Origin of the sequence: Pseudothermotoga hypogea DSM 11164 = NBRC 106472, from assembly GCF_000816145.1 — a bacterium.
In the GTDB taxonomy this organism is placed as follows: domain Bacteria; phylum Thermotogota; class Thermotogae; order Thermotogales; family DSM-5069; genus Pseudothermotoga_A; species Pseudothermotoga_A hypogea.
The window spans coordinates 785961-809393 of the sequence record NZ_CP007141.1; the positions used below are offsets into that span (position 1 = coordinate 785961).

Consider the following 23433-nt stretch of genomic DNA (forward strand, 5'->3'; position numbering starts at 1 on the left):
TCATCCCCCCAGCGCTTTCCTGTTCTGGTAAAGATACACTATAGCCGACAGCATTGTGAAGAACGCACACAGATATATCAGGATTACCTCCAGCGCAGCAAGTGAGACGGAAAGACTTCTGAAGAACAGTACCACGACTATGAGGATCATCTGCACAACTGTCTTCAGCTTTCCATAGATGTTGGCCTGAACTATCGTTCCCTTGCTGGCTGCCAAGATCCTCACGGCGCTCACGACGGTATCCCTCGCCACGATGAACGCGACCAACCATGCTGGGACCAGGGGTATGAGGGCTATGAGTGTGGAGTTGACGAAGACTTTGTCGACGATCTGATCGATGACTTTGCCCGTGCTTGTGACCTGGTTCAACTTCCTGGCGAGGAAACCATCCAAATAATCGCTGAGCGCTCCAAGTACGAAGAACAACAGAGCCAACTTCCACGATCTCGCTTCGATCGCAAGGAAGACTGGAACAGTCAGTACCAGTCTCGAAAGTGTGACCGTGTTGGGCACGTTCATGCGAGCACCCCTCTCAGGTCAAAGCCATCTGTGTCAAGTATTCTGACGAGTTGAAACGACGGAAGGTTTAGTTTCCCATTCTTACGAACTTTGACGATTCCATCCACCTCCGGGGCGTCCAGATGTGAGCGGGCTATGTAGTGATTTTTCGTCTCTTTTTCCACGAGAACCTGCAGTTTTTCACCCACGAACCTGGACAGACTCTCTCTCGCAAGCTCCGCCTGCAGTGCCAGGATCTCTTCCATCCTTTCTTTCGCGATCTCTTCGTCCACTTTGCCTCGCAACTCGCTCGCCAAGGTCCCTTCTTCGTCCGAGTAAACAAAACAGCCAAGTCTTTCGAACTTCGCTACCTTGAGGAACTCCAACAGTTCCTCAAAGTTTTCCTCCTTCTCCCCAGGAAATCCGACGATAACACTCGATCGAATGGCTGCGTCCGGCAGGGCTTTGCGTATCGAAAAGATCATTTCCAGTAGCTGATCACTCTTTTTGACCCTACCCATCTTAGCGAGCACCTCATCGCTGCCATGCTGGACTGGCAGATCAAAATAATGCAGAACTTTACGAGCATTACAGAAACTGCTCAGTATTTCTTCGTCGAAATGGTCAGGGTGCATGTACATGACCCTCAAGCGGAATTCACCTTCTACAGAGTCCAGAGCTCTCAAGAGTTTTGGAAGGGAAGGTTCACCGTACAGATCGATCCCATAACCGGTCGTATCTTGAGCGACGAGTATGATCTCTTTAACACCGTTTCGAACGAGTTCTCTCACTTCCGCCTCTATGCTCTCGATGCTGCGACTCCTGAACCTTCCCTTGAACGACGGAATGGCGCAGAAAGTGCAGTTTCGATCACATCCGTCCGCGATCTTGACGTACGCATAACTGTTGAACCTCGAGCGCGGGGCACACTCGTAGACTGTCTCTGGCTGTTCTACCAGAAAGCGGACTCTCTTTTCGAGGGCCTCGGCAAGCCGTTGAGGAGAAAGCACACCGTACCAGGCATCCACTTCGGGCAGTTCCTCGACAAGTTGCGGAGCATACCTCTGTACGAGGCAACCCTTTACACAGAGAAAGAAAGGCTTTTTCTTCTTGTACTCTATGAAATCGAGTATTTCATCTATTGACTCTCTCTTCGCGTCTTCTATGAAGCAACACGTGTCTATGACTATGGCGTCTGCCGCATCAACACTGTGTACTATCTCATGGCCCCTGCCCCGAAGGATCGCCTCCAGTACATCGCAGTCCGCCTCGTTCTTCGGACAACCCAGAACTTTTATACCTATTTTCATCGATCTCCTCACCCTTTAAAAAATGTTTCCTCTTGCGCATGTAGAGTTCTCTGATGTTCTTCAGCGCCTGCTTGTACTCGTCGCTCCTGTAGTTCTGATAAGTGAATTCCCAATGCTTGAATTCTCCAGAAAGATAAAGCAAAGTAACTTCAGCGTACACGCCGTTCTTCAAATATACCCTGTTACCCCACGATTTCGTCGATGCCAAGACGAAGTTCGAATGATGAACATAACCAGGATCAAGATTGAACTTTCTTTTTCCCTCTACACTGTACTTTCTCTCGAGCTCGTTCGTGTAAATCTTCACGTCGGCGAGCAACGACGGGTGAATCAAATTCTCGAAACTCAGAAGTACGCCCCAGAGATCTGAACCCAGCTCTCTGTCGTAATAGCTGGTATAGACACTGAACGGCAACTTCTTTGAGATGTAATCTATCTTACCGAAGGCCGACTCGAGCTCGGGTTTCAACGCTTCCACCCAGTAATCGACGTATTGGGAGAACACAAAGATGACCAAGTTCACCAGATCCGGCTTTTTCACCTCTCCCACAGGACCACCTCAAAGTTCTCGACCCTTATGAGCCACTGTTTGTTCGCTGAGACAATCGCACAACCGTCTTTGTTGTTCTTCACTTCGTACCTGTTGCCGACCTTCAGTAAGACCGACTCTCCCGGCACGACAGGCTTGTCATCGAGCAAGATTGCCTGACCGCCCGTGTTCACAAGCTTGGCGCCCGGTTGACCGAGCACGCTGAAAAACCTCACCACTGAATAGAAAAACAGTATCGCTGCGATCAAGCACATCGCAAGCATGAGCAAATTGACTTTCTCGGAGAACGCAGACTTTTTCGGCTTTGCCTGAGCCGACTCTCTCGAGAGGTCTTCTGTACCTATCAGTTGACCCGCATCGAGCCCAAGCTGTTCTGCGCACAACTTTATGTAATGCCTCACGTAGAAAGGTGCATCGACCCTGTCGAATTGTCCCTCTTCTATGAGCCTGAGCTTCCACACGGGTATGGCCGTCTTTTCTGAAAGTTGCTCAAGCGTCAAACCAAGCGCTTCACGCGCTTTTTTCAGCGTTTCACCGACGACGATCCACTTTTCCTTTTCCACGCAGACCACACCTCAAACTTGGCTAAACTTTATTATACCAGCTCTCTAAGGTTCTGAGACCGCCGCTGTCCAAGCACCGAACAGCCTCTGTCCTCAAGCTTCTCTCAATTGCTTCGAGCACAAGCGTTCTGTGCCGTTCATTCTCGACGAAGTCCAGATCGTCACCGTCCACGATCAGAACGTTTCCTTTCATATCCGCAAAGAATGCCTCATCATAGAACTTCACCAGTTGTTTCCAGTATTCTTCTTCGACGTTCATTTCGTACGGTCTACCTCTCTTTCTGATACGTCGCATTGCCGTTCTGACGTCACACTTGATGTACACCAACAGTTTAGGCTGTGGCGAGATCTTCGACATAGTCTTGTAGAACTGTTCGTAGATGGTATACTCCACCGGCTGAAGGAAACCCAAATGCTTCTGCATCCTTACGAACACGAAATCTCCGAGCATTGATCGGTCCATGACCGCACGCTCGATCTGGCTGGCTTGCTGCAACTGAAGAAATCTCTTGTGCAAGAAGTAAAGTTCCATGGTGAGACACCATCTGTGCCTGTCGGCATAGTATCTCTCCAGAAGTTGATCGGCGAGCTCGTCGTTCATCTCGTAAAAACCTTTCATATTCCATTCTTTCTCGAGTATCTCGACCAGTGCGGTCTTCCCTGCTCCCACAGTTCCTTCGACAATGATTTCAAGCACGTTGATTCCTCCTTTTGAGCTCTTTGCCATCGTATAGCCAAACTCCTTTTTCCTCCGTTTCCAAGACAGAGACGATGGCGTTCTCGATGTTGGAAAAACTTTCGTCCATCGAATCGGACTCGACGATCAGCAAAGAGGAAAGATCGTAATCTGCAAAGTATCTCTCGTACTCTACATTCAGAGCATGCCAGTACGCTTCGTCAATCACGAGTTCCCAGTTTCTTCCTCTCTTTTTGATTCGTTCTATCGCCGTTCGGGTTGAACAGCGTAGATAGATCATCAACTGCGGGGGAACCGAATACTTCAAAAACTCCCTCTGAACTTCCCGATAGATCTCGTACTCGAGCTGGTTCATCTCTCTCCTTTTCAAAAGTACCGTTGGAAAGATGTGATCGCAGAAAATGCACCTGTCCATCACCACGTTTCCGATCTGTTTCGCCAGCTCAATTTGCTGAAACCTTTTCGTCAGAAAATAGATTTGCAGATGGAAACCCCATTTTGCAGGATCAGCGTAGAAGTTGCTCAGAAGATCGACAATCTTTTCGTCCGTCAACTCATAGAGAGGTTTCAAACCGAGCCTCTCCGAAATGACCCTGATGAGCGTGGTCTTACCAGCTCCGACCGTTCCTTCGACAACGATTTTCGGTCTCACAATTCCATCAGAGCAGATCTCAACTGCTCGAATATTGATGGCACGGCAGCGACTATCTCTCCACTCTCCAGATCGAACTCACCGTTCAATCCCCCAACCACGACACCGGCCTCCTGAGCGATCAAGGCTCCTGCAGCCACGTCCCAAGGCTTAAGGGCAACTTCCCAGTATCCATCGAACCTGCCACAGGCAAGATAACACAGCTCGAGGGCTGAGGAACCTATGATTCTGACTTCCTGGCACATTTCGCTGAGCTTCTCGACGCTTCTCATCGACCATTTCAGCTTTGTTTCATCGTAAGGCCATCCAGTCACCAAAAGGGATCGATCCATGGTCGGTCTCTTTTTATTTACGATACGTTTGTCATTCAGGAATGCTCCCCTTCCGAGTTCTGCATAGAACATCTCGTTCGTGAAGGGTATGTAGATCGCTCCCTCCACAATCTTGCCAAAGCTCAGTCTGGCCACGCTCACAGCAAAGTACGGCAAGGAGTGCGAGTAGTTCAACGTACCGTCGATGGGGTCAACGACGAAGACCGTTTCGACGCTGGGTATCTTTGCCTCTTCGTATCCTTCCTCAAGAACGAATGTGGCGCTGGGATAATACTTCTTCAAAACCTCGACTATGGCCTTCTGGCACTCAACGTCTGCCTGGGTCACTACGTCAGATCTCATGCTCTTCATCTTTATCGAGAGTTCCTTCTCGAAGAAATGCATGGCGATCTCGCCAGCCTTTTTGGCAGCCTCACAGATGGGTCTCATTTTTCCTCAGCTCCTCCTTCAACCTGAATATCTCATCTCTCAGAACGGCCGCATCTTCGTACCTCAATTCACTCGCGGCTCTGTACATCTCTTCCTCCAAGATAGCTATGCGTTCTTCCAGGCTGAGATCTTTTACAAGATCGAGATATTCCAGCTTGGGCTTTTCCTCGATGAACCTTTCGAATATCTCTATTTGCAATGGCTTTATGATGGGTTTGGGTGTTATGTTGTGTTTTCTGTTGTACTCGATCTGGATCTTTCTCCTCCTGTTGGTCTCCTCTATCGCCCTCTGCATTGCTGGGGTGATCCTGTCTGCATACATGAGAACTTTCCCGTTGAGATTTCTCGCGACCCTTCCCATGATCTGTATGAGCGTGGTTTCTGATCTCAAAAAGCCTTCCTTGTCACAGTCCATTATTGCGACAAGAGAAACTTCTGGAAGGTCCAAACCTTCTCTGAGGAGGTTTATTCCTACTACAACGTCGACATCGCCACGCCTGAGCTTCTTGAGTACCTCGATTCGCTCGATCGCATCGAGCTCCGAATGTATGTACAGCGATCTGATTCCCAGTTCTGTGAGATATTCGCTGAGTCTTTCGGCGGTTTTCTTCGTGAGAACGGTCACCAGAGCCCTTTCTCCTCTCTCCACGACCTTCCTGATTTCGAAGACGAGATCGTCTATCTGTCCTTTCGTGGGCCTGACTTCGACTTCTGGATCCACCAGTCCTGTCGGTCTGATGAGTTGTTCAACAACCTGCTCGCTCACCTGCAATTCGAACGGACCGGGCGTTGCGGAGACGAAGATGATCTGTGGCACCTTCTTGAGAAACTCTTCGAAGGTGAGGGGCCGGTTGTCGTAGGCCGAAGGTAATCTGAAACCGTAGTCCACCAAGTTTTTCTTTCGTGAGAACTCGCCACGCCACATGGCTCTCAACTGTGGTACGGCGATGTGCGACTCGTCTATGAAGACTATGAAGTCCTCGTCAAAATAGTCGAGAAGCGTGTAGGGTGGTTCGCCAGGCTTACGAGCATCGAAATGCCTCGAGTAGTTCTCTATGCCCGGACAGTGTCCTATGGACATCAAGAGTTCCAAGTCATGCATCGTTCTCTGTTGAAGCCTCTGCATTTCAAGCAATTTGCCTTGTCTTTTCAACTCCTCGAGCCTCTCTTTGAGCTCTTCCTCGATCGATTCAACGGCGCGTCTCAGCTTTTCTTCGGTGGTTATGAACTCCACCGCTGGATAGATCGTGATCTTCTGGTACTCTTCGATGCTGGTCCTGTTCATTTTGTCGAAGGATTCTATCCTGTCCACATTTGAACCGAAGAATTCGACACGTATACCCTCGTCCTGATATGTCGGATAAATTTCCAGCACGTCTCCCGCGAGCCTGAAACATCCTTTCAGAGTGATCTCACTGCTTCTGGAATAACCGATCCTCGCAAGCTTTTGAGCCACCTCGTGCGGATCGATCCTTTGTCCAACGTGCAACTGGATGTTCATCGTGTCGAAATCCGTTGGATCACCCGAGGCGTAGATACAGGAAACGCTCGCAACCACCACGACATCCCTTCTGGTCCTCACGGACTTGAACGTGGACATCCTCATGCGCACCAGAACGTCGTTTATGTCGGCGTTCTTTTCGATGTAGAGGTCTTTCGAGGGCACGTACGCCTCGGGTTGGTAGTAATCGTAGTAGCTGATGAAGTATTCGACCCTGTTTTTCGGAAAGAAGGTCTTGAACTCTCCGTAGAGTTGTGCGGCGAGCGTTTTGTTCGGTGAGATGACCAGTGCTGGTCTGTTCAACCGTGCGATGACGTTGGCCATCGTGAAGGTCTTACCACTGCCCGTGACGCCTATGAGCGTCTGGAACCTGTAACCCTTCAGGATTCCTTCAACGAGCTTTTCTATCGCTTGAGGTTGATCACCCGTGGGTTCGAAATCGCTTATCAGTTCGAACAAATTGTGATACCTCCGATCACTCACCCGGCTGTAGATAGATCATGCTGTTGAGGTACTTGATCAGTTCGACGGCTTCTTTTGTTTGAGGTTCGCGCCTCATCATCTCATCGCTTGTCAGCAGAGAGCCATAGTACTCCTTGTTCGCGTCGTTGTCAACTTGGACGATTGAACCCTGCAAGGATAAACCTGCGAAGAATCCTTTGCTCACGGAGTAGGAATAGATCGAAGATTGGAGTCTGTAGTCCGTTTCCGCTGACAGCGATCTTCCCATAGGTCCTGCCGCGATGCTGATGTTGCCACCGAGTGTCACGTTGCCCGACACGAGATTTTTCACCGCCTGTTCGTTCATCAACACGAGGACCAATCCGACATTCTGAATTCCCAGTTGCGCTCCGAGGCTCAAGCCCGTGAGCTTCAAAAAAACAGGTCCGTACCATTTACCACTTGGAACGTCACGTTTGAGCAGAAAACCTTCTCCGTACTGCCCACCTATGACCAAACCAACTCTGATCAGCGATGGAAAGATTGCGACGCCCTCGGACTGTCTCAACAGTTCCACGAAAGCCCCGCTGTCTGGAATGCTCGACAATTCTCTCAGGATCGAGAGTGCGGAACTGAGCCTTTCGTTCGCGGGAACCGCGAATATCACCAAAGGCACGCACAACATGAGGACCACCGCCTTTTTCATGTTAACACCTCCCGGAAAGAGTTTACTACGTTAGGGTGTTTCTACTATAATAAGACTTAGGTTCAAAGAACACAGGAGGTGTTTGAAATGAGAGTCAGGGTTGACGAAGCTGCTTGCATCGGCTGCGGCGTCTGCGAAAGCCTTTGTCCTGAGGTGTTCAAAATGTCAGACGATGGCAAGGCGAAGGTTCTCCAGCCAGAGACAGAGGAAAGCTGTGCGCGCGACGCTGCCGACAGCTGCCCAACAGGCGCGATCCACATCGAGGAGTGAAAAGAGGCGGAGATCCGCCTCTTTTCTTTTTTCTGGGAGTCGGTGGAACTTTTTTAGAACATAAACAATTCTGTTCCTTGATCTTTCCCCACCCCGGTTGGATAATAGTAATTGCTCACCTCTCACACAGATTGGGGTTTCACTATGAAAGAAAAGATCATAGAGGCTTTGAAGGCCAAACTTAATCGTCGGGTTTGGGACAGCTGGTTCAGCACTTTTGATGTGAAGGACATTGGGGAGAATCTCGTCGTTTTTGAGGTTGGTAACCTCTTCATCAAAGACTGGCTCGAGATGAAGTATGGTAGCCTCATAGCGCGCACATTGAGAGAGGTCTTCAATCGTCCGATCGAGTTCAAGATAGAGCACGCACCGCTACAGAACCAACCCGAGGAAGACGAGCATGAACCTTTGGTGAGGAAGAGGCCACTCGTTTTGACACCGCTCAACCCCATCTTCACCTTTGAAAACTTCGTGGTAGGTACAGGCAACATGTTCGCCTACAGTGCATGTCTTGAGGCAGCAAAGCATCCCGGCAAGTACAATCCGCTGTTCCTATATGGGGGTGTGGGCCTCGGTAAAACTCATCTGCTGCAAGCTATAGGGCATTACCTTTTCAAAAACCAGCCAGAGATGCGGGTCGTTTATCTGACGAGTGAACGCTTTCTGAACGAGTTGATAGAGGCCATTCAGAGGGGCACGACACAGGAGTTCAGGGAACGCTACAGAACGAAGATAGACGTCCTGTTGCTGGACGACGTGCAATTTCTCATCGGGAAAAACGGCATTCAGACCGAACTCTTCCACACCTTCAACGAACTCTACAACGCTGGCAAACAGATCGTGATTTGTTCTGACAGAGACCCGCAGATGCTCGATGGTTTTCAAGACAGACTGATAAGCCGTTTCCAGATGGGCGTGGTCGTGAAGATCGAAAAACCAGACATCGAAACGTGTTTTAAGATAGCGCAGAAGATGGTCAAGCTCGAGGGCGCAGAACTGCCTGAAGACGTTTTGATGCTCGTCGCAGAAAAGTTCAGCGACAACATGAGGAGGCTTAAGGGTGCGATCGTCAAGCTCTTGATGTACAAGCAGATCCACAACGAAGACATCGACCTTGCCAAAGCGAGGCAGATACTCTCCATAGAACCATCCACCAAGTTTACGACAGTAGAAGAAAGATTGTTCGAAGTGCTGTGCCAGTTCTTTAGGGTCACCACGGAAGAACTCAGGGGAAACAGCAGGAAAAGCAACGTGTTGATTGCCCGCCAAATGGGCATGTACGTTGCGAAGAACTACCTGGGTCTGTCGCTGAGGAAGGTCGCCGAGATGTTCAACAAATCACATCCGACCGTATCCAACGCGATCCAGAGGTTCGAACTGAACGCGAAGAGCAACAAATCGCTCGAGACCATACTCAACAAACTCTTGGAACAGTTCAGAGAGAAGACGGCAAATCAAACGCTGTGAGACAACTCTCCAGCTTCAATGGGCGTTCCATCAATTCCTTAATGCTCGAAGCTGGATTCTTTTTCTTGAAGAGGATCTCATACACCTGCTCGCATATGGGCATCTCAACGTCCAAATCTCTCGCCAGTCTCAAGAGCGGTCCCACGGTGTGAACGCCTTCTGCAACCATCTTCATGTGTTCGAGCACTTGTGATAGTTCGGCCCCCTTCGCAACCATCTCGCCAACGTATCTGTTCCTGCTGTAAGGACTGTTGCACGTGACGATGAGATCACCGACTCCTGCCAAGCCCATGAACGTCAGAGGATTCTCTGCCCCAAAAGCCAACCCAAAGCGAGCCATCTCGTGCAAACCACGAGTGATGAGCGAAGCCTTGGCGTTGTGCCATCCTCCCAGCCCGTCCACAACACCGGCCGCAATGGCAATCACGTTTTTCACAGCACCACTGACTTCCACACCGAGCACATCGTGACTGAGGTAAACTCTGAAGTAAGAGTTGCTCACCGCTTTTTGCAGTGTTTTGGCAACTTCCAAGTTTCTGGACGCGACGACCACAGCCGTGGGTAGTTTCCTGGCAACCTCTATCGCGTGACAGGGACCAGACAGCACCGCATAGGTCGTATCGGGCCAAATCTCTTGAACGATTTGACTCACAGTCTTCAAACTTTCATCGATGCCCTTGGACAGATTCAGAACCATTCTTGGAGCAGGCCATAACCTCTTCAAAACTTTTCTCACATGCTTCACAGGCACTGCTATCACGACCAGATCGGAAAAACGACTGAGCTCTTGGAGATCTGTTGTCGCTCTCAGTTCGACTGGAAGCTCGATGCCTTCAAGGTATTCACTTTTGTGATCATCGTTTATCTTCCGGGCCACCTCTTTTCTTCTCGCCCACAACAGCACATCGTGCCCGTTTTCAACCAAAAGCTTCGCGAACGCAGTTCCCCAGCTACCAGCACCGAGGATCGAGAACTTCACGTGGTTATCACCTCAGCGATCTTTCTGACGGAGAACTTGACCACATACGTTCTGTACGCGAGAGCGTCGGGGTCCAGCTTAACTAACCAACCATCCTGTTTCTTCTCAACACTTACGAAGTATCTCTGTTGAAAGTTCGATTCGTTCGACACTATTCTCAAAAGATATTCATTTTCTGAGGCGTAAACACCTTTAACGACAAACACCCCACGTTCGTGGTGAAAAACTTGTTCTTTCAATCGAAGCAATTTTTCGACATCTACGTTCTTGACGTGTACGTGCGGCATGGTTATCTCTCCCCACGTCCATCTTTCTACCCTTCTGTGATTCACTTTAACAGCTTTGACCGTGAAACTCACCTTCCCCTGCGAGAACCACTTCTTTTCGTACCGAGTTCCCAAAACAACACGTTCGTTCTTCCAGACAAAGATCTCACCGAAACATCCGCTCGCTTCGATCAGTTTCGCCATGTCATGGACGTACCAGTCGACATCGCTCGTGAGTTGAAAAAAACCGTTCTTCTTCAGAACGGCAGCCACGATCCGAACGAACTCTTCGTTCGTGAACCTCCGGTGCTCGTGAGATTTCTTGGGCCAGGGGCATGGAAAGTTCACATAGATCTCCTGGATGGATTCGTCCTCGAAAAATTCTCTAAGGCCGAACTGCCCGTCCACGATGAAGACTCGAACGTTTTCAAGGCCTTCTACTTGAATTTTCTTCTGGATCTTGACGATGCTCGTGAGGGATGTCTCGAAACCAACATAATTTCTTGAAGGATTCTCCTTCGCGAGGTTCACCAGGAATTCCCCATTACCAAAACCGAGCTCCACGACGAGCTCGGCCTCCCTGTTGAAAACGCTCCTCCAATCTATTGGAAGAGTCAACTTTTTGGCATCGATGCAGTACGAAAAGACGTTTTTGTTCATCACTCTATGCGATTCAAGAAATTCCTCGCATGCACAACGTATACACTCTCTGGATATTTTTCTAAAAAGCTCTCGAAGCTCTTCTTTGCTTCATCGCTATTACCAGCAGAATAATAACTCAGAGCCATGTAATAGTGCACATCGTCTTTGAAATAGACATCGTCACTCAATTGATCGAGCAGGTTTCTGAGTATCTCTGCGGCGTCGAGATAGTATCCCCTCCTGTAGAGGTTGTAGCCGAACAACCAGATGGATCGTGCGGTCTCGATATCGAACTTCCCGCGCAACGTGTATTCAACCTTTTCAGAAGCTTTTCCCACACTGTTCAAAACCTGCTCGATCCGTTTCAATGTCTGTTTGATTTCATCCATTGACTCGACGTTCCTTTGTTCAGAAGACTGGATCATCGTAATCGCACTGTTCACACTGAGTCTCAGTTCCGAAAACTCCTGAGACAGTTCGTTTTGCGAACGCATCACACCTTGAAGCTCGATTCTATGTTTGCCGTCTTCGCGGTCAACGTGTTCGATGTCACGCTGAGTTTGTCTATCTTTTCTGACAGTGGAGTGATCTTTTCTTCCACAACACTACCGATCGAGACTCTGTCCACACCTGATAGCATCAGGCCAATGAAACTAACAGCGAGCGTGGCACAGACCAGAATCAGAGTGATCAGATCGACGGGACTCCTGCGTGCAGTCTCAGCTTTTTTCGAGAGACTTGGATGTGAAGAATCGAGCTTTTTCAACAACTCTTCGAACACCTTCTCTCGCGCTTTGTCACCCTTTTTACGTGCAAGTTCGAGTTTCAGAGCGATCGCTTCGACCAGTTCTGGATAAGCTTTGGATACGGATTCCAGGATCGCCATCGCGCCTTCGAAGTTGGTCCTATCAATCTCTTCGAGAGAATCTTTGATGTCCTCTCTGTAATCCTCCCTCACCCTCTCCTGAGCGGTCTTGTACAGAGTCTTGTACTCTTCTTTTTTCTCATCGCTCAACCGTTCGTAGAGTTTCAGCACTGCAATCCAGTTTCCAGACGCGGCCTCAAGCTCGAGCAAAAGATGCGGATAATCCTCCTGAAAGATGCTCAGAACATCACGCGCACGAGACAATTGATTTTCCCTGATCAGTTCCCTCACCAGTCTCTCAACGGCATCGCTCATCTCGCCACCTCCTCAACGGCGTACGGTATGAGATCCACCAGTTCGCTGACCAACATGGTCCCTTCCCTCATGCTGTATTTTTCGCTCGCAAGTCCATGCACGTAAACGCCCAAAACACAAGCCTCCGTAGGTGCCACACCCTGGGCGAGGAAACCTCCTATGACACCAGACAGAACATCTCCACTGCCGGCCTTGGCCAGCGAAGTGTTTCCAACCAGATTGTAATACGTGTTCTTACCATCAGTGACAATCGTTGTGGCCCCTTTCAAGACCACGATGACGTTGTGGTCCAAAGCGAACCTCTCAGCCAGCAAGTAGTTGTACTTGACCTGCTCAGTTGGTTGCTTGACCAAGCGGGCGAACTCCCCAGGATGTGGTGTAATTATAACTGGAGCTCGCACCGAATTCAGAACATCCACATTCTTAGAAATGCAGTTCAGTCCATCCGCATCGATCAGCACAGGTTTATCAATCTGCATAAGAAAGTTCATCACGAACTCACAGACATGTTCCCGATTTGTCAGACCTGGGCCGAGCACGATCGCGTCAGACTCTTGAGCCAGTTCCAGTGCCAGATCGAGCTCTTTCAGAGAGAAACTGTCTCCATCAATACTTGTGAAAACCAGCCCCGGTTCCCGACCCACCGCCAGTCTTCCAACTTCTTCACAGCTGAGCAGCCTCACATATCCACAGCCAATCCTCAACGCCCCCAGACACGTCAGTATGGGAGCTCCCAGATACTGACGCGAGCCTGCGATCACGAGCAGGGTGCCGAAGGTTTTTTTGTGCGAATCTTTCTTTCTCTCTGGCAGGATTCTCTTGACATGGCTTTTGGTGATGATGCTTCTTTTCAAGTTCATCGATTCGCACAGTGATCTGGGAATTCCTATGTTCGCCACCTTCAGTTTGCCCGTCAGTTCCCTGCCAGGAAAGAGCACGTGACAGGGCTTTGGAAGTACGAAAGTGACAGTCAGATTCGCTTTGATGGCCATACCGAGAATTCTTCCCGTGTCGCACTCCAGGCCGGAGGGGAGGTCCACAGAGACAACGTAGCCCGCGTATAGGTTCACCAGATTTATGATGTCCGATAACGGGTTTCTCACTTCGCCCCGACTGCCCGTGCCGAGCAGCGCATCCACGATCACATCGCTTCTTTTTATCATTTCTGCCAAACCGTCGAGGTCGATGTCCACTCCGAACTTTTTGACGTCAACACCGAGCAACCTCAGCCTTTCAAGATTCTCACGGGTCAAGTTCGTCATTCTTTCTTCTTCACCTACGATGACACAACTCACCATGTCTGTGTGGTCCAGCAAGTTTCTCGCCACGACCAGGCCATCTCCACCGTTGTTGCCAGTTCCACACAGAACGAGAAAGGATTTGCCAGACAAATCACCGAGCTCCTGTTCGAGCGCCAGCACCACCGCAAGCCCGGCCCGTTCCATCAGAAAAGATGCAGGAATCTTCAAAGACTCCTCCGTCATGCGTTCGAGTTCTCTCATCTCTTCACCGCTGATGATCTTCATTTCCCCACCCCAACCAGAAATAGAGCGTTTTGTATATCTTATAGTAACTCATCACCTTTTTCACATAGTTCTTGGCCTCGCGTTCAAAATCGTTGACTCGCGAGGGTCCTACGTAGTAAGCCGCGAGCGCCTTTTCAAGATCTCCGTCGTACAGGTTCGACAAGTACCTCAAATAGAACAAACCGAACGCGATGTTGTCCTCAGCCTGGCGAATGTCTCCGTCCAGTTTGAACCTCTCTTTCAGCCACGAAGCCGTGGACGGCATCAATTGCATCAGTCCGATCGCACCAGCCGCGGAAACTGCGTCTTCGCGGAAGCCACTCTCGACCTTTATCAGCGCCATGACGAGTAAAGGATCAACACCTTGAGCTTCTCTGAGCACAACCTCGTAATACTTTATAGGAAAAAGTTTGTAGAACATGAAGACCACGATACACATCGAGAAAAGCAAAAACGCAAGAACGTACTTCCAATTTTCCATCCGTGACCCCCTTCAGAACACACTCACATCAACAAGTTTATCAGCAAGATGGTGTATCCAGCCGGTGCCAAGAACGTTCCAAAGGGGATCTTCTGCTTCGGATCCAGTTTTCCTTTTCCCCTCACAAGTGCGTAGATTATCGCAGACACCGAAGACAACAGCAACACGTAGAAAGACTCGATGAACCCGAGCGCTATACCGATCGCACCTATGAGAATGATGTCACCTTCACCCATACCACCTTTGTACGCAACGCCCAAAAGCCACAGAAGGATCATCGCTACGACCGCACCGAGGACGTTCCACACGGGAAAACCCCGCACCCACCAGATGAGAAGACCCGAGACCCAGCTGAGAGCAAGCGTCACATCGGGTATGGCGAGGAACTCCAGATCGATGCAGCTTATGACTATCGCAGAGGAAAAGAACAAACACATGGAGAGATAGAGGACCACGTTGGGAATGAAAGAGTTGGCCAGAAAAGCGAGCGCACTCACGATTTCCACCAACGGGTATCTGACGCTTATGGGTGAACCACAGCTCCTACATCTTCCCTTCAGCAGAAAGTAGCTCAAGATCGGAACGTTGTCGTACCAAGGGATCTGTGCTCCGCACTTGGGACAGAGTGATCTTGCAGGCTTAACTATGCTCAGATGCACCCTTGGCAGTCTGTATATGACCACGTTTAGAAAACTTCCAATCGCCGCTCCGAGCAGAAAGTTCAAGAAATGCCACAAGCACGCATTTCCTCCTCGTTCAGGAACTCGGAAAGAAAGTCTTTGTTACCGTACAGATACCAAGGACTGTGATCCTTGACCTCAAAGAATGTGCGCTTGGCCTGTTCCAGATTTCCCTGTTTCAAGGCGCAGAGCGCCAACAGCAACTTCACGTAAGGTTTCATCCTCTCCGAATCCGGTAACAGGTTCAAAAATTCTTCGACACGTTTGTAGTTACCATGCTTCAACTGTATCCTCGCCCAGGGCTCAACATCTTCTGCACGTGTTGGTCTCAAGCTGAGTATCTGCTCCTCCATGCGTTTTGCGTCCTCGAGCCTTCCAGCGTCCCCGTAGGCCTGTACGAGCTGAAACATCGCCATGATACTATCCGGATCTCTCTTCAACAGACGCTCCAGAACCTCGCACACTTTGTCGTAAGCTTTGAGCTTTCTGTAGGCGTCGGCGAGCATGAAGTAAGTGAGCTTGTTGTCCGGTGCGTACTCGATTTCCCTTTCCCAATAAGAAGCAGCCCTCAGATAATCACCACTGTTGTAGTAAGCCTCACCGAGTGAAGAATAGGCAGGTACAAGCCACGGGTCTATCTCGATCGCTTTGTCTAAGTACTTGATTCCCTGCTCGATTTCTCCCTTTTCGATGAGAAGCGACCCGTAAAGTTCGTACGCGGGGGCATAATTTTTGTCCACTTCGAGAATGTACTTGACCACCTTGAAAGCCTCTTCGTGAAGGTCCCTGTCGGCGTAATCCAGAGCCAGATCGTAAAGGCCAGCCAAAGATGCGTGAACGAAGTCTTTCGGGAAAATCTTCTTACACTCGAGCCATTCTTTGAGTTCGTCGAAACAGACCGGGTCGTAGATTCTCTCATCGAGCAACACAACGTTTTCTTCGATAAAAGCGCACTTCTCGATCTCCTCGACCACGTCCTTCTTTTCCTTGAGATCCTGCTTCATGGTGTGCCAGTCACCATCGTAGAGCAGGTCTCTAACCATCACAACCATAGGCGTATCCGTCGTAACCTCGATCCTTCTGTCACCAATGATGAGATCGATGACTCGTTCCACCGAACCACTCCCTTGAAATCTTCGCTTCACCTCTACTTTACATTATAACCCATATCTTCAAGATACAACCAGCCTCACGCGCATCCCTTTCACCATTCTCTTGCGCACTGAGCCCCATTCTCTTTCGAGATACAACCTTCATTCGCATCCAATTAAAGTATGCCAGATCGTGAGGCAAATGCGACAGATGAAGCGTGAATTCCACATGATTCAGTGGAAATCGATGTTAAGGTGCGAAACGTGACGGATAAGCGAGGATTAAGGAACTGAAAAGTGGTGCGAAGCAATGTTATTATGAAAGTGAAAATATTGACGGCCACCAGCAACCTCTACCCATACAAGCACCTTCTCACACATTTGGGGGCAGTGCCCCCGTTTTTTTTCAAATGTTTCGCACCACGCATTCGTAGGCCTGCATCAGTTTTCTCGAAAATTCGTGACAGAAGGTTTGAACATCGAAGCCTGAGAAGAACTTATCGTACTCTATGCAAACGCTCGTCAAGATCGGTGACGTTGAGGTGATGCTCTTGAACTTCGCTTCGCACGCGAATCTGTACCTTGACTTTAAAATCTGTGCCATCTCGGCAAGCAGAGGAACGCGCGATCTTTCCACTTCGTTTGGTGCCCTCAGCAAGCACAAAATACCTTCGTCCAGCAATCGAATTGTCATCAGATCTATCGAAGAGTTGTTGAGAGAAACCAGCTGTTTGTAGATCGAATCGTTTATGAGTTCTGCAAAGGACAACTTTCTTTCCCCATAGACCTTCTCCTTGAAGATCTCCTTGGCCAAAAAGTCTTCATCACCCAAGCCACTGATCATTTTGAACTTAAACGGAAGTCGCACGATGCCACATTTGTGGTAGTTCGATTGGACCGAGAAGAGCTTTTCATAAACGTCATCGATCGGAACTGTCAGTTGCAACGAGTATATGGGAAGGTTCTTCTCGAAAGGGTTCACGATCGAAACGCCCACCATCCGCCTTGCAAGATGGTCCACAGCCACGAACAGATGAAAGTTATCGGGATTTCCTGTACAGAACAACAACGCGTGTCTGTGATATTGGTCCAATTTCTCTTTGAAAACCTCCATGTGGCTCAGAAGCTGATTCGCATCGATTCTCTCGAGAACACGTCTCAAATGGTCCACAACTTCACTGGAGCCGAGGCTCACCATTCCAGCACCACCACACTCGAACGGCCGTACGTTTCACGAGCCTGAAGCAGAAATTCGTCGTTGTGATACTTCGAAAGCACGAAGAGCACCCTCCTCTTCACTTTCGGCAGGTCCGCATAACCGTCCGTGAAGACGATCAAACCTTCAGGTCTGTAGTTGTGCTCGAGATAATCCACAGCTGGTTGCAAGTCCGTCTCACCACCACCCACGATCTGCATGTTCCTCCACATACCCTTGGTGTAATTCACCTTCAAGTTCACAGCTCGGTCCACCTGCACGAGTACCAGACTCGTATCAACGTAGCGTGAGAGCGCTTCGATCTCGGTGAAAAAAGCGTCCAGTTCTTCCTGCACTATGCTTCCGCTCGTGTCGACGATGAGACCGAGCCTCGCGGCGCTTTCTGTTTTCCAACCCGGTTGGTCCGCATAACGCCTGTTGGGTTTCAGGGGCGTCAGGTATCTCTCTCCATGTTCGGAAACGCCGGCGAATCTCCTGAGCGTGTCTCGCCAGTTCAAAAACGGTTTGAATATCGAAAGTTCCACCATCCTTCTCACACCGGAAGGTAGCTCTTTCCCGTAGAGGTTGAACGCCTTCGATAGCAGGCTCTGGCTCAACTCGAGCACCATGTCCACACTGTCCTGCGTGTAAAGCTTCTCGTGAGAATCCAAACTGTTCTCGCGTGATCTTGCAACGATCAACACGTCAAACCTGCCAAGTTTCTCCATTTCTTCAAGAATCCACGCGTGGTACTCCTCGGCCGATCTATCGGGCATCCAGTCTGGCGGAAGGACGAAAAGATTCTCGTTGTCCACACCATGCCCTTCTTCAACGAGCAGATTCAACGGTACACCGAACGCCGCCAGTTCGGGGATATGCTGGTTGATCGCAGCATCCATCGCCAGGTCCCACACGGCTCTGTCACGATCGTTCTTGGGTCTGATGAGAAAGTGAAGGTTTATCAGGTGCATCAGCTGGTGTAAAAGAAACGCCTCGATAAATTGTTCGGACTTTCGCTCCACCCACCGTGGGTTGTAAACGACGGTGAACCTTCCGTTCCTGAAGGACACGTGCATTTTCTCAGCCTCAACTGAAGGCTGAACGGACATGTTCAAAAGCAAATACATGTAGAACGGTGAACGCCGCGCGAGGTTGATGAAGATCTTTTCCATCATAGGTCTCTGAGCACCGTTTTCGTGTTGTTAAGGTTCGAGAGTCTTTCGAGGAGTCTTTCGAAAAACTGCGAGCTGTTCTCATCTTGGTTTGCCCTGTCAACGATGAATCTCACCAGTGCGTAGAAGGAATCTCTTGGCAGAATTGAAGCGAGTTTATCCAAATTCTGCGCCACCCTCGAGATGTGTGCAGACAGCAATTCTATCTCTTCATCGCTCAGCTTGGAGAAGTAGTCTATGAGCCGGACCACCAACGAGTTCGATCTGTCCACATCGTCCTTGTAAGATGCTTCCAGACCCTCCAGCAAGATTTTGCGTGGCATGGGCACGTATTCAGATTTCTTGAATTCAACGAACGCCTTCGCAGCTTCGGCACCAACGATCGCCGAAGCGAGGATGTAACCGTACTTGTCGATCTCATCCTTCGAAAGCAGTCTCAGAACGTTGCTGAGCTTGTACCAGCTCCTCGGGCTTGGTCTCAACTCCACTCTGAGGGATAGTGGCGAACTCGTGTAGAGAAACTCAGGATAACTCGCTACGAAATCTATCACCTTTGGGTCGACACCGTTGATCTGTGCCCACTCTTTCCATTCATCCACCGTGGGGTTCACGTGCAGGACAAAGAAACGCGATATGAAGGCTGGATCCGTGATGAGGTCTGCTTGGTCGTACTCCTCATCCGGCGGGTTCATCGTGGCCATGATCCAGACTCCGTCTGGCAACACGTGGTTGTGTATGCGCTTGTCTATCAAAAGTTGCATGATTGCGTTCCTTATCGACCTGTGGGCACGGTTTATCTCATCCAGCACGATGAGATAGTTCCCATCCTCTGGCCACCAATCCGGCCTCAAGAAGGTCGTTCTGTCTTCCCCTCTCGCAGGAAGTCCTATCAAGTCACCAGGCTCCATCTGTGAGAGAACGAGAATGACGATCTTTTTGTCATTCTCCGCTGCGATCTGTCTTGCTATGTCGGTCTTGCCCACACCGAAGTGTCCCACGAGCAGAGGAACTTCGCCTGCTTGCATGATCTTCTTGCACAGAAACTTCGCCTCGTTGACCGTCACGTTCATCACTCCCGACCAAAAGATTATAGAACAGTTGAAAACTTTTGTTCAGTTCAAAACACCATCGAACAAAATTCATGTGAATTTCTCCTCTGCGGTCTATAATCGTTCTTGAGGTGATAAATTGAACCTACTCGAGATGAGTTACGAAGAAGTTGTGGACGTTGTTAAGCAGATGGGTTTGGAAAAATACCGTGCGGACCAGTTGCTGGATTGGGTTTACAAGAAGCGTGTCTTCACCTTCGAAGGCATGACGAACCTTTCCAAGGAGCACAGAGCGCTCTTCAGAGAGAAGTTCACTGTAAAGTTGCCAAGGTTGATCGAAAAGAGAGTGTCGAAGATAGATAAGACAACGAAATTTCTCTACGAGCTGGAAGATGGCAACACCATCGAATCGGTGCTTTTGTTCCACGAAGGCTATGCCACCGCATGCATCTCCACGCAGGTGGGCTGTCCCATAAAATGTGCTTTCTGCGCAACCGGCCAAAGTGGTTATGTTAGGAACCTGACCGTTGCCGAGATCGTCGGACAGGTGCTCGCGGTAGAGAACGATTCGGGTAGGAACATCAGAAACGTCGTTTACATGGGCATGGGAGAACCATTTCTGAACTACGATAACGTGGTGAAGAGCATCAAGATTTTGATCCATCCGAAGATGAAAGACATGGGAGTTAGAAGGATCACCGTGAGCACGGTGGGGATACCAGACAAGATAACCAGGTTCGCCGATGAAGGCCTCGATGTTCGACTGGCCATATCGTTGCACGCTGCGAGTAACGAGAAACGAGACACGATAGTGCCCATCAACAGAAAATACTCGATCGAGGAAGTGTTGCAGGCCGCAAAGATCTACCAGGAAAAGACCGACAGACGAATCACGATCGAGTACATCCTCATTAAGGAATTCAACGACTTTGACGAAGACGCTCGCAGGCTCGCGAAGCTGTTGAAAGATCTGAAGGCCTATGTCAACCTGATTCCCGTCAATGCAACCTCGGCCAGTTTCGAAAGACCATCGCACTGGAAAATGGTCAGATTCAAGGAGATTCTGCTTGAAAATGGTATCGAGGCAGAGCTCAGGCAGGAGAAAGGAGCGGACATAGAAGCGGCATGCGGTCAGCTCAGGTTGAGAAGAATGCAAGCAAAGTCTTGAAAGCAATCTTTGGATTCATCCTCTTCTTTCTCATCGGTTCCTTGCTTGGGACGTTCGTTTTTTTGATCTTTTTCTGGTTCAGGCCAGCCCAAGTGATCGTTCCCGACGTGGCGGGTATGAGCGTTGATCGAGCAAAACAAATTCTCCAAAATGCTGGGCTCAAGGTGGGACAAATCCACGGTGAAGGCTTGGTTCAGTTCACCGTACCTCAGGAGAAGAGCAGGGTTAGAAAAGGTAGGACGGTGAACTTGTTCTGTGAGGAACCTCGCAGACTCACCGTGCCGAACTTGGTTGGAGCGCCGAGAGAAACGGCCGAAGTCATTCTGCAGAGCATGGGCTTCAAGGTTAGAATAGCTCAGATGCCGTTCAAAGGTGCAGACGGCAGGGTGATGGGCATTTATCCACCCGTAGGTACAGAGCTGAAGAAGGGTGAGGAAGTTTCGATCCTCATAGACGTGGGTGAACCGGGGAGGGATTGACATCAGAAACAGAGGTGTGGTGGTCAAATTCATGTCGAACGCTCTGATCGTTGAAGACATCAACACCAAAGAGAGGATCAGATGCGTTCTCAGAGGAAGATTCAGACTAACCGATCTCAAACCCGTTGTAGGAGACATCGTCGAGTATGTGCGCGTGCACGACATCGGTGTGGTTGAGTCCATACTGAAACGCAAGAATGAACTACCCAAGCCTAAGATCGCGAACGTCGATCAAGTCGTGTGCGTTTACACGCTCCGCAGGCCCGAGGTCCCCCTTTTGGTCCTCGACAAGCTCCTCGTGCTCGTCGAAGAGGCCAATCTGAACGCCTTGATCGTGCTGAACAAGATCGATCTGCTCACGGAAGAAGACGAACAACGAAAGAGACTTTTCCTCGAAACTTACTCGAAGCTGTATCCTGTGGTGATGACGAGCGCCAAGACCAAGCATGGTATAGACCAGCTTGTGGAACACTTCAAAGACAAAACCTCTGTTTTCGCTGGCCCTTCGGGCGTTGGAAAGAGCAGTCTGCTCAACGTGATCTGCCCGGGGGCAAACCTCAAGACTCAGGAAGTTTCCGAAAAACTCGAACGCGGAAGACACACAACCACGGCCGCCGAGCTGCTACACCTTCCCTTCGGAGGGCTCGTTGCAGACACCCCGGGTTTTTCATTGATAGAGGTCGACCACATACGAGCAGACAAGTTGAAGTATTATTTCAAAGAAATCAGGGAACATGGAAACTGCCTCTTCAAAGACTGTAATCACATCGACGAACCTGGATGTAAGATAAAGGAGCTCGTCGAGGAAGGCGTCATAGCGAGGAGCCGCTATGAGAATTATCTCGAGATTTACAAGGAAGTGAGTGAAAAATGAGGTTGATCTCAGCTTCGATCCTTGCGTGCGATCTTTCAAGACTCGCTGAGGAGATCAAAAGGGTACAGCCCTACATAGACATGGTGCATTTCGATGTGATGGACGGTGTGTTCGTGCCCAACATCACGTTCGGTTTGCCTCTGCTCGAGGCGGTGAAAACCTGCACGGACTTGCCGATCGACGCGCACCTGATGATCATAGACGCAGACAAGTATGTCGAAAGATTCGCCCAGGCTGGTGCATCCTGGATAGGTGTTCATTACGAAGCGTGCACGCACCTTCACAGAACGATCCAAAAGATAAAAGAAAGCGGTGCGAAAGCTTATGCCGTCTTGAATCCCCACACCCCCGTTGAGGTGCTCACCGACATTCTGGTGGAACTCGACGCCGTGCTCTTGATGACCGTCAATCCAGGCTTTTCTGGTCAAAAGTTCATAGAATGGACCGTTGAAAAGATAAAACGCCTCAGGCGCATGATAAAGGAAAGATCGCTCGATGTGAAGATCATGGTCGACGGTGGCGTGAACGAAGAAACAATGCAAAAGGTCGTCTGTGCCGGGGCAGAAATACTCGTCATGGGTTATGGCATATTCAGAAACCCCGATCCATCCTCGGTGAGGAGGATGCTGGAGGGAATCGAATGCTCCTGTTAGCGACGAAGAACAGACACAAGGTTGAAGAGATAAGAAGGTTCGTACCCGAAGGTCTGAAAATAGTCACTCTTCAAGACATGAATATCCATCAAGAAGCGGAGGAAAACGGCGAAACGTTCGTTGAGAACGCCATAAAGAAAGCCGTCTTTTACGCGCAGATCGCTGATCTTCCAACGATCGCCGACGACTCCGGTCTGATGATAGATGCTCTCAACGGTTTCCCAGGCGTCAAATCCGCAAGGTTCATGCCCAACGCAAGTTACAGGGAAAAGATGCAGTTCATCTTGAAGATGCTCGAGGGCAGGACCGACAGAACCGCACGCTTCGTTTGTGCGGCGGCTTATTACGATCCAAAAGAAAGGCTCCTCGTCTGTGCAGAGGGTATCGTGGAAGGACACATAAGCGAAGAAATACGTGGAACTTTCGGCTTCGGGTACGATCCCATTTTCATACCCGAAGGTTTCCACGAGACGTTCGGCGAACTCAACGAAGTGAAGCACACCATTAGTCACAGGTACAGAGCTTTTTCGAAACTCTTTTCGCTTCTGAATGCTATAATTTTAGCCAAGTAACTGGAGGTGG

Annotated in this window: 27 protein-coding genes; 7 read left to right on the top strand and 20 right to left on the bottom strand. The window is 49.7% G+C overall.

Annotated elements, in window-relative coordinates:
• From pgsA to AJ81_RS04025, 9 genes are read right to left on the bottom strand one after another with little or no spacing between them, the layout of a single operon-like run.
• The gene (gene pgsA / locus AJ81_RS03985; RefSeq protein WP_031504675.1) at window positions 1-519 is read right to left on the bottom strand and encodes a CDP-diacylglycerol--glycerol-3-phosphate 3-phosphatidyltransferase; all 519 of its coding nucleotides are present in this window, start codon (window positions 517-519) and stop codon (window positions 1-3) included.
• Window positions 516-1808 (bottom strand): 30S ribosomal protein S12 methylthiotransferase RimO, encoded by a 1293-nt coding sequence (rimO, locus tag AJ81_RS03990; RefSeq protein ID WP_031504676.1) that lies wholly within the window; start codon window positions 1806-1808, stop codon window positions 516-518. The genes pgsA and rimO overlap by 4 nt, the downstream gene beginning before the upstream one ends.
• The gene (locus tag AJ81_RS03995; protein ID WP_031504677.1) at window positions 1720-2358 is read right to left on the bottom strand and encodes a DUF4416 family protein; all 639 of its coding nucleotides are present in this window, start codon (window positions 2356-2358) and stop codon (window positions 1720-1722) included. Before AJ81_RS03995 ends, rimO begins: the two co-directional genes overlap by 89 nt.
• Entirely contained in the window at window positions 2346-2921 is a 576-nt protein-coding gene (locus AJ81_RS04000; RefSeq protein ID WP_031504679.1) for a helix-turn-helix domain-containing protein, read from the bottom strand. The genes AJ81_RS03995 and AJ81_RS04000 overlap by 13 nt, the downstream gene beginning before the upstream one ends.
• Window positions 2922-2943: 22 nt before the next feature.
• Window positions 2944-3618 (bottom strand): deoxynucleoside kinase, encoded by a 675-nt coding sequence (locus AJ81_RS04005; RefSeq protein WP_031504680.1) that lies wholly within the window; start codon window positions 3616-3618, stop codon window positions 2944-2946.
• Window positions 3611-4270 carry a deoxynucleoside kinase gene (locus AJ81_RS04010; protein WP_031504682.1) on the bottom strand — a complete coding sequence of 220 codons (660 nt, stop codon included), beginning with the start codon at window positions 4268-4270 and terminating at the stop codon, window positions 3611-3613. Before AJ81_RS04010 ends, AJ81_RS04005 begins: the two co-directional genes overlap by 8 nt.
• Window positions 4267-5031 (bottom strand): inositol monophosphatase family protein, encoded by a 765-nt coding sequence (locus tag AJ81_RS04015; RefSeq protein WP_031504683.1) that lies wholly within the window; start codon window positions 5029-5031, stop codon window positions 4267-4269. The genes AJ81_RS04010 and AJ81_RS04015 overlap by 4 nt, the downstream gene beginning before the upstream one ends.
• A complete protein-coding gene (gene uvrB / locus AJ81_RS04020; RefSeq protein WP_031504684.1) occupies window positions 5015-6991 on the bottom strand; it encodes an excinuclease ABC subunit UvrB in 1977 nt (658 codons plus the stop codon). The genes AJ81_RS04015 and uvrB overlap by 17 nt, the downstream gene beginning before the upstream one ends.
• Before the next feature lie 16 nt (window positions 6992-7007).
• On the bottom strand, window positions 7008-7679 hold the full coding sequence (locus AJ81_RS04025) for a lipid-binding SYLF domain-containing protein (protein ID WP_031504686.1): 672 nt from the start codon (window positions 7677-7679) through the stop codon (window positions 7008-7010).
• An 87-nt stretch (window positions 7680-7766) separates the two neighbouring features.
• On the opposite strand from AJ81_RS04025, the gene AJ81_RS04030 reads away from it, so the two are divergent.
• Both AJ81_RS04030 and dnaA read left to right on the top strand, forming a co-directional pair.
• Complete coding sequence (locus AJ81_RS04030; RefSeq protein WP_031504687.1) at window positions 7767-7949, top strand: ferredoxin; 183 nt, start codon at window positions 7767-7769, stop codon at window positions 7947-7949.
• A gap of 144 nt (window positions 7950-8093) precedes the next feature.
• Complete coding sequence (gene dnaA / locus AJ81_RS04035; protein ID WP_031504689.1) at window positions 8094-9416, top strand: chromosomal replication initiator protein DnaA; 1323 nt, start codon at window positions 8094-8096, stop codon at window positions 9414-9416.
• On the opposite strand, the gene AJ81_RS04040 is transcribed toward dnaA, so the two are convergent.
• The 11 genes from AJ81_RS04040 to AJ81_RS04090 all read right to left on the bottom strand — a co-directional run bounded on the left by AJ81_RS04040 (window position 9385) and on the right by AJ81_RS04090 (window position 19692).
• Window positions 9385-10395 (bottom strand): NAD(P)H-dependent glycerol-3-phosphate dehydrogenase, encoded by a 1011-nt coding sequence (locus AJ81_RS04040; RefSeq protein WP_031504690.1) that lies wholly within the window; start codon window positions 10393-10395, stop codon window positions 9385-9387. The two genes, dnaA and AJ81_RS04040, sit on opposite strands and share 32 nt — an antisense overlap.
• A complete protein-coding gene (trmB, locus tag AJ81_RS04045) occupies window positions 10392-11321 on the bottom strand; it encodes a tRNA (guanosine(46)-N7)-methyltransferase TrmB (RefSeq protein ID WP_051368678.1) in 930 nt (309 codons plus the stop codon). The genes AJ81_RS04040 and trmB overlap by 4 nt, the downstream gene beginning before the upstream one ends.
• Window positions 11321-11797, bottom strand: coding sequence for a tetratricopeptide repeat protein (locus AJ81_RS04050; RefSeq protein ID WP_041425772.1), 477 nt, complete (start codon window positions 11795-11797; stop codon window positions 11321-11323). Before AJ81_RS04050 ends, trmB begins: the two co-directional genes overlap by 1 nt.
• Window positions 11797-12483, bottom strand: a complete 687-nt coding sequence (locus AJ81_RS04055) for a tetratricopeptide repeat protein (protein WP_031504696.1) — start codon at window positions 12481-12483, stop codon at window positions 11797-11799. The genes AJ81_RS04050 and AJ81_RS04055 overlap by 1 nt, the downstream gene beginning before the upstream one ends.
• Entirely contained in the window at window positions 12480-14009 is a 1530-nt protein-coding gene (locus AJ81_RS04060) for a bifunctional ADP-dependent NAD(P)H-hydrate dehydratase/NAD(P)H-hydrate epimerase (RefSeq protein ID WP_031504697.1), read from the bottom strand. The genes AJ81_RS04055 and AJ81_RS04060 overlap by 4 nt, the downstream gene beginning before the upstream one ends.
• Window positions 13990-14490 (bottom strand): lytic transglycosylase domain-containing protein, encoded by a 501-nt coding sequence (locus tag AJ81_RS04065; protein ID WP_038059814.1) that lies wholly within the window; start codon window positions 14488-14490, stop codon window positions 13990-13992. The genes AJ81_RS04060 and AJ81_RS04065 overlap by 20 nt, the downstream gene beginning before the upstream one ends.
• Window positions 14491-14513: 23 nt before the next feature.
• Window positions 14514-15227 (bottom strand): prepilin peptidase, encoded by a 714-nt coding sequence (locus AJ81_RS04070; RefSeq protein ID WP_031504700.1) that lies wholly within the window; start codon window positions 15225-15227, stop codon window positions 14514-14516.
• A complete protein-coding gene (locus tag AJ81_RS04075; protein ID WP_031504701.1) occupies window positions 15212-16285 on the bottom strand; it encodes a tetratricopeptide repeat protein in 1074 nt (357 codons plus the stop codon). The genes AJ81_RS04070 and AJ81_RS04075 overlap by 16 nt, the downstream gene beginning before the upstream one ends.
• 382 nt (window positions 16286-16667) lie before the next feature.
• Complete coding sequence (locus tag AJ81_RS04080) at window positions 16668-17459, bottom strand: DUF4895 domain-containing protein (protein ID WP_031504702.1); 792 nt, start codon at window positions 17457-17459, stop codon at window positions 16668-16670.
• On the bottom strand, window positions 17453-18628 hold the full coding sequence (locus tag AJ81_RS04085; protein WP_031504703.1) for a vWA domain-containing protein: 1176 nt from the start codon (window positions 18626-18628) through the stop codon (window positions 17453-17455). The genes AJ81_RS04080 and AJ81_RS04085 overlap by 7 nt, the downstream gene beginning before the upstream one ends.
• Entirely contained in the window at window positions 18628-19692 is a 1065-nt protein-coding gene (locus AJ81_RS04090; RefSeq protein ID WP_031504705.1) for an AAA family ATPase, read from the bottom strand. Before AJ81_RS04090 ends, AJ81_RS04085 begins: the two co-directional genes overlap by 1 nt.
• Before the next feature lie 139 nt (window positions 19693-19831).
• Between AJ81_RS04090 and rlmN the strand changes: the two genes are divergently transcribed.
• Genes rlmN through rdgB form a run of 5 tightly spaced genes read left to right on the top strand, consistent with a single transcriptional unit; the run spans window position 19832 to window position 23423 of the window.
• The gene (gene rlmN, locus AJ81_RS04095; protein WP_031504706.1) at window positions 19832-20845 is read left to right on the top strand and encodes a 23S rRNA (adenine(2503)-C(2))-methyltransferase RlmN; all 1014 of its coding nucleotides are present in this window, start codon (window positions 19832-19834) and stop codon (window positions 20843-20845) included.
• The gene (locus AJ81_RS04100; protein ID WP_031504708.1) at window positions 20803-21324 is read left to right on the top strand and encodes a PASTA domain-containing protein; all 522 of its coding nucleotides are present in this window, start codon (window positions 20803-20805) and stop codon (window positions 21322-21324) included. Before rlmN ends, AJ81_RS04100 begins: the two co-directional genes overlap by 43 nt.
• Before the next feature lies 1 nt (window position 21325).
• Window positions 21326-22198 (top strand): ribosome small subunit-dependent GTPase A, encoded by an 873-nt coding sequence (gene rsgA, locus AJ81_RS04105; protein ID WP_031504710.1) that lies wholly within the window; start codon window positions 21326-21328, stop codon window positions 22196-22198.
• Entirely contained in the window at window positions 22195-22851 is a 657-nt protein-coding gene (gene rpe / locus AJ81_RS04110; RefSeq protein WP_031504711.1) for a ribulose-phosphate 3-epimerase, read from the top strand. Before rsgA ends, rpe begins: the two co-directional genes overlap by 4 nt.
• Entirely contained in the window at window positions 22839-23423 is a 585-nt protein-coding gene (gene rdgB, locus AJ81_RS04115) for an RdgB/HAM1 family non-canonical purine NTP pyrophosphatase (protein WP_031504713.1), read from the top strand. The genes rpe and rdgB overlap by 13 nt, the downstream gene beginning before the upstream one ends.
• Window positions 23424-23433: the final 10 nt, after the last annotated feature.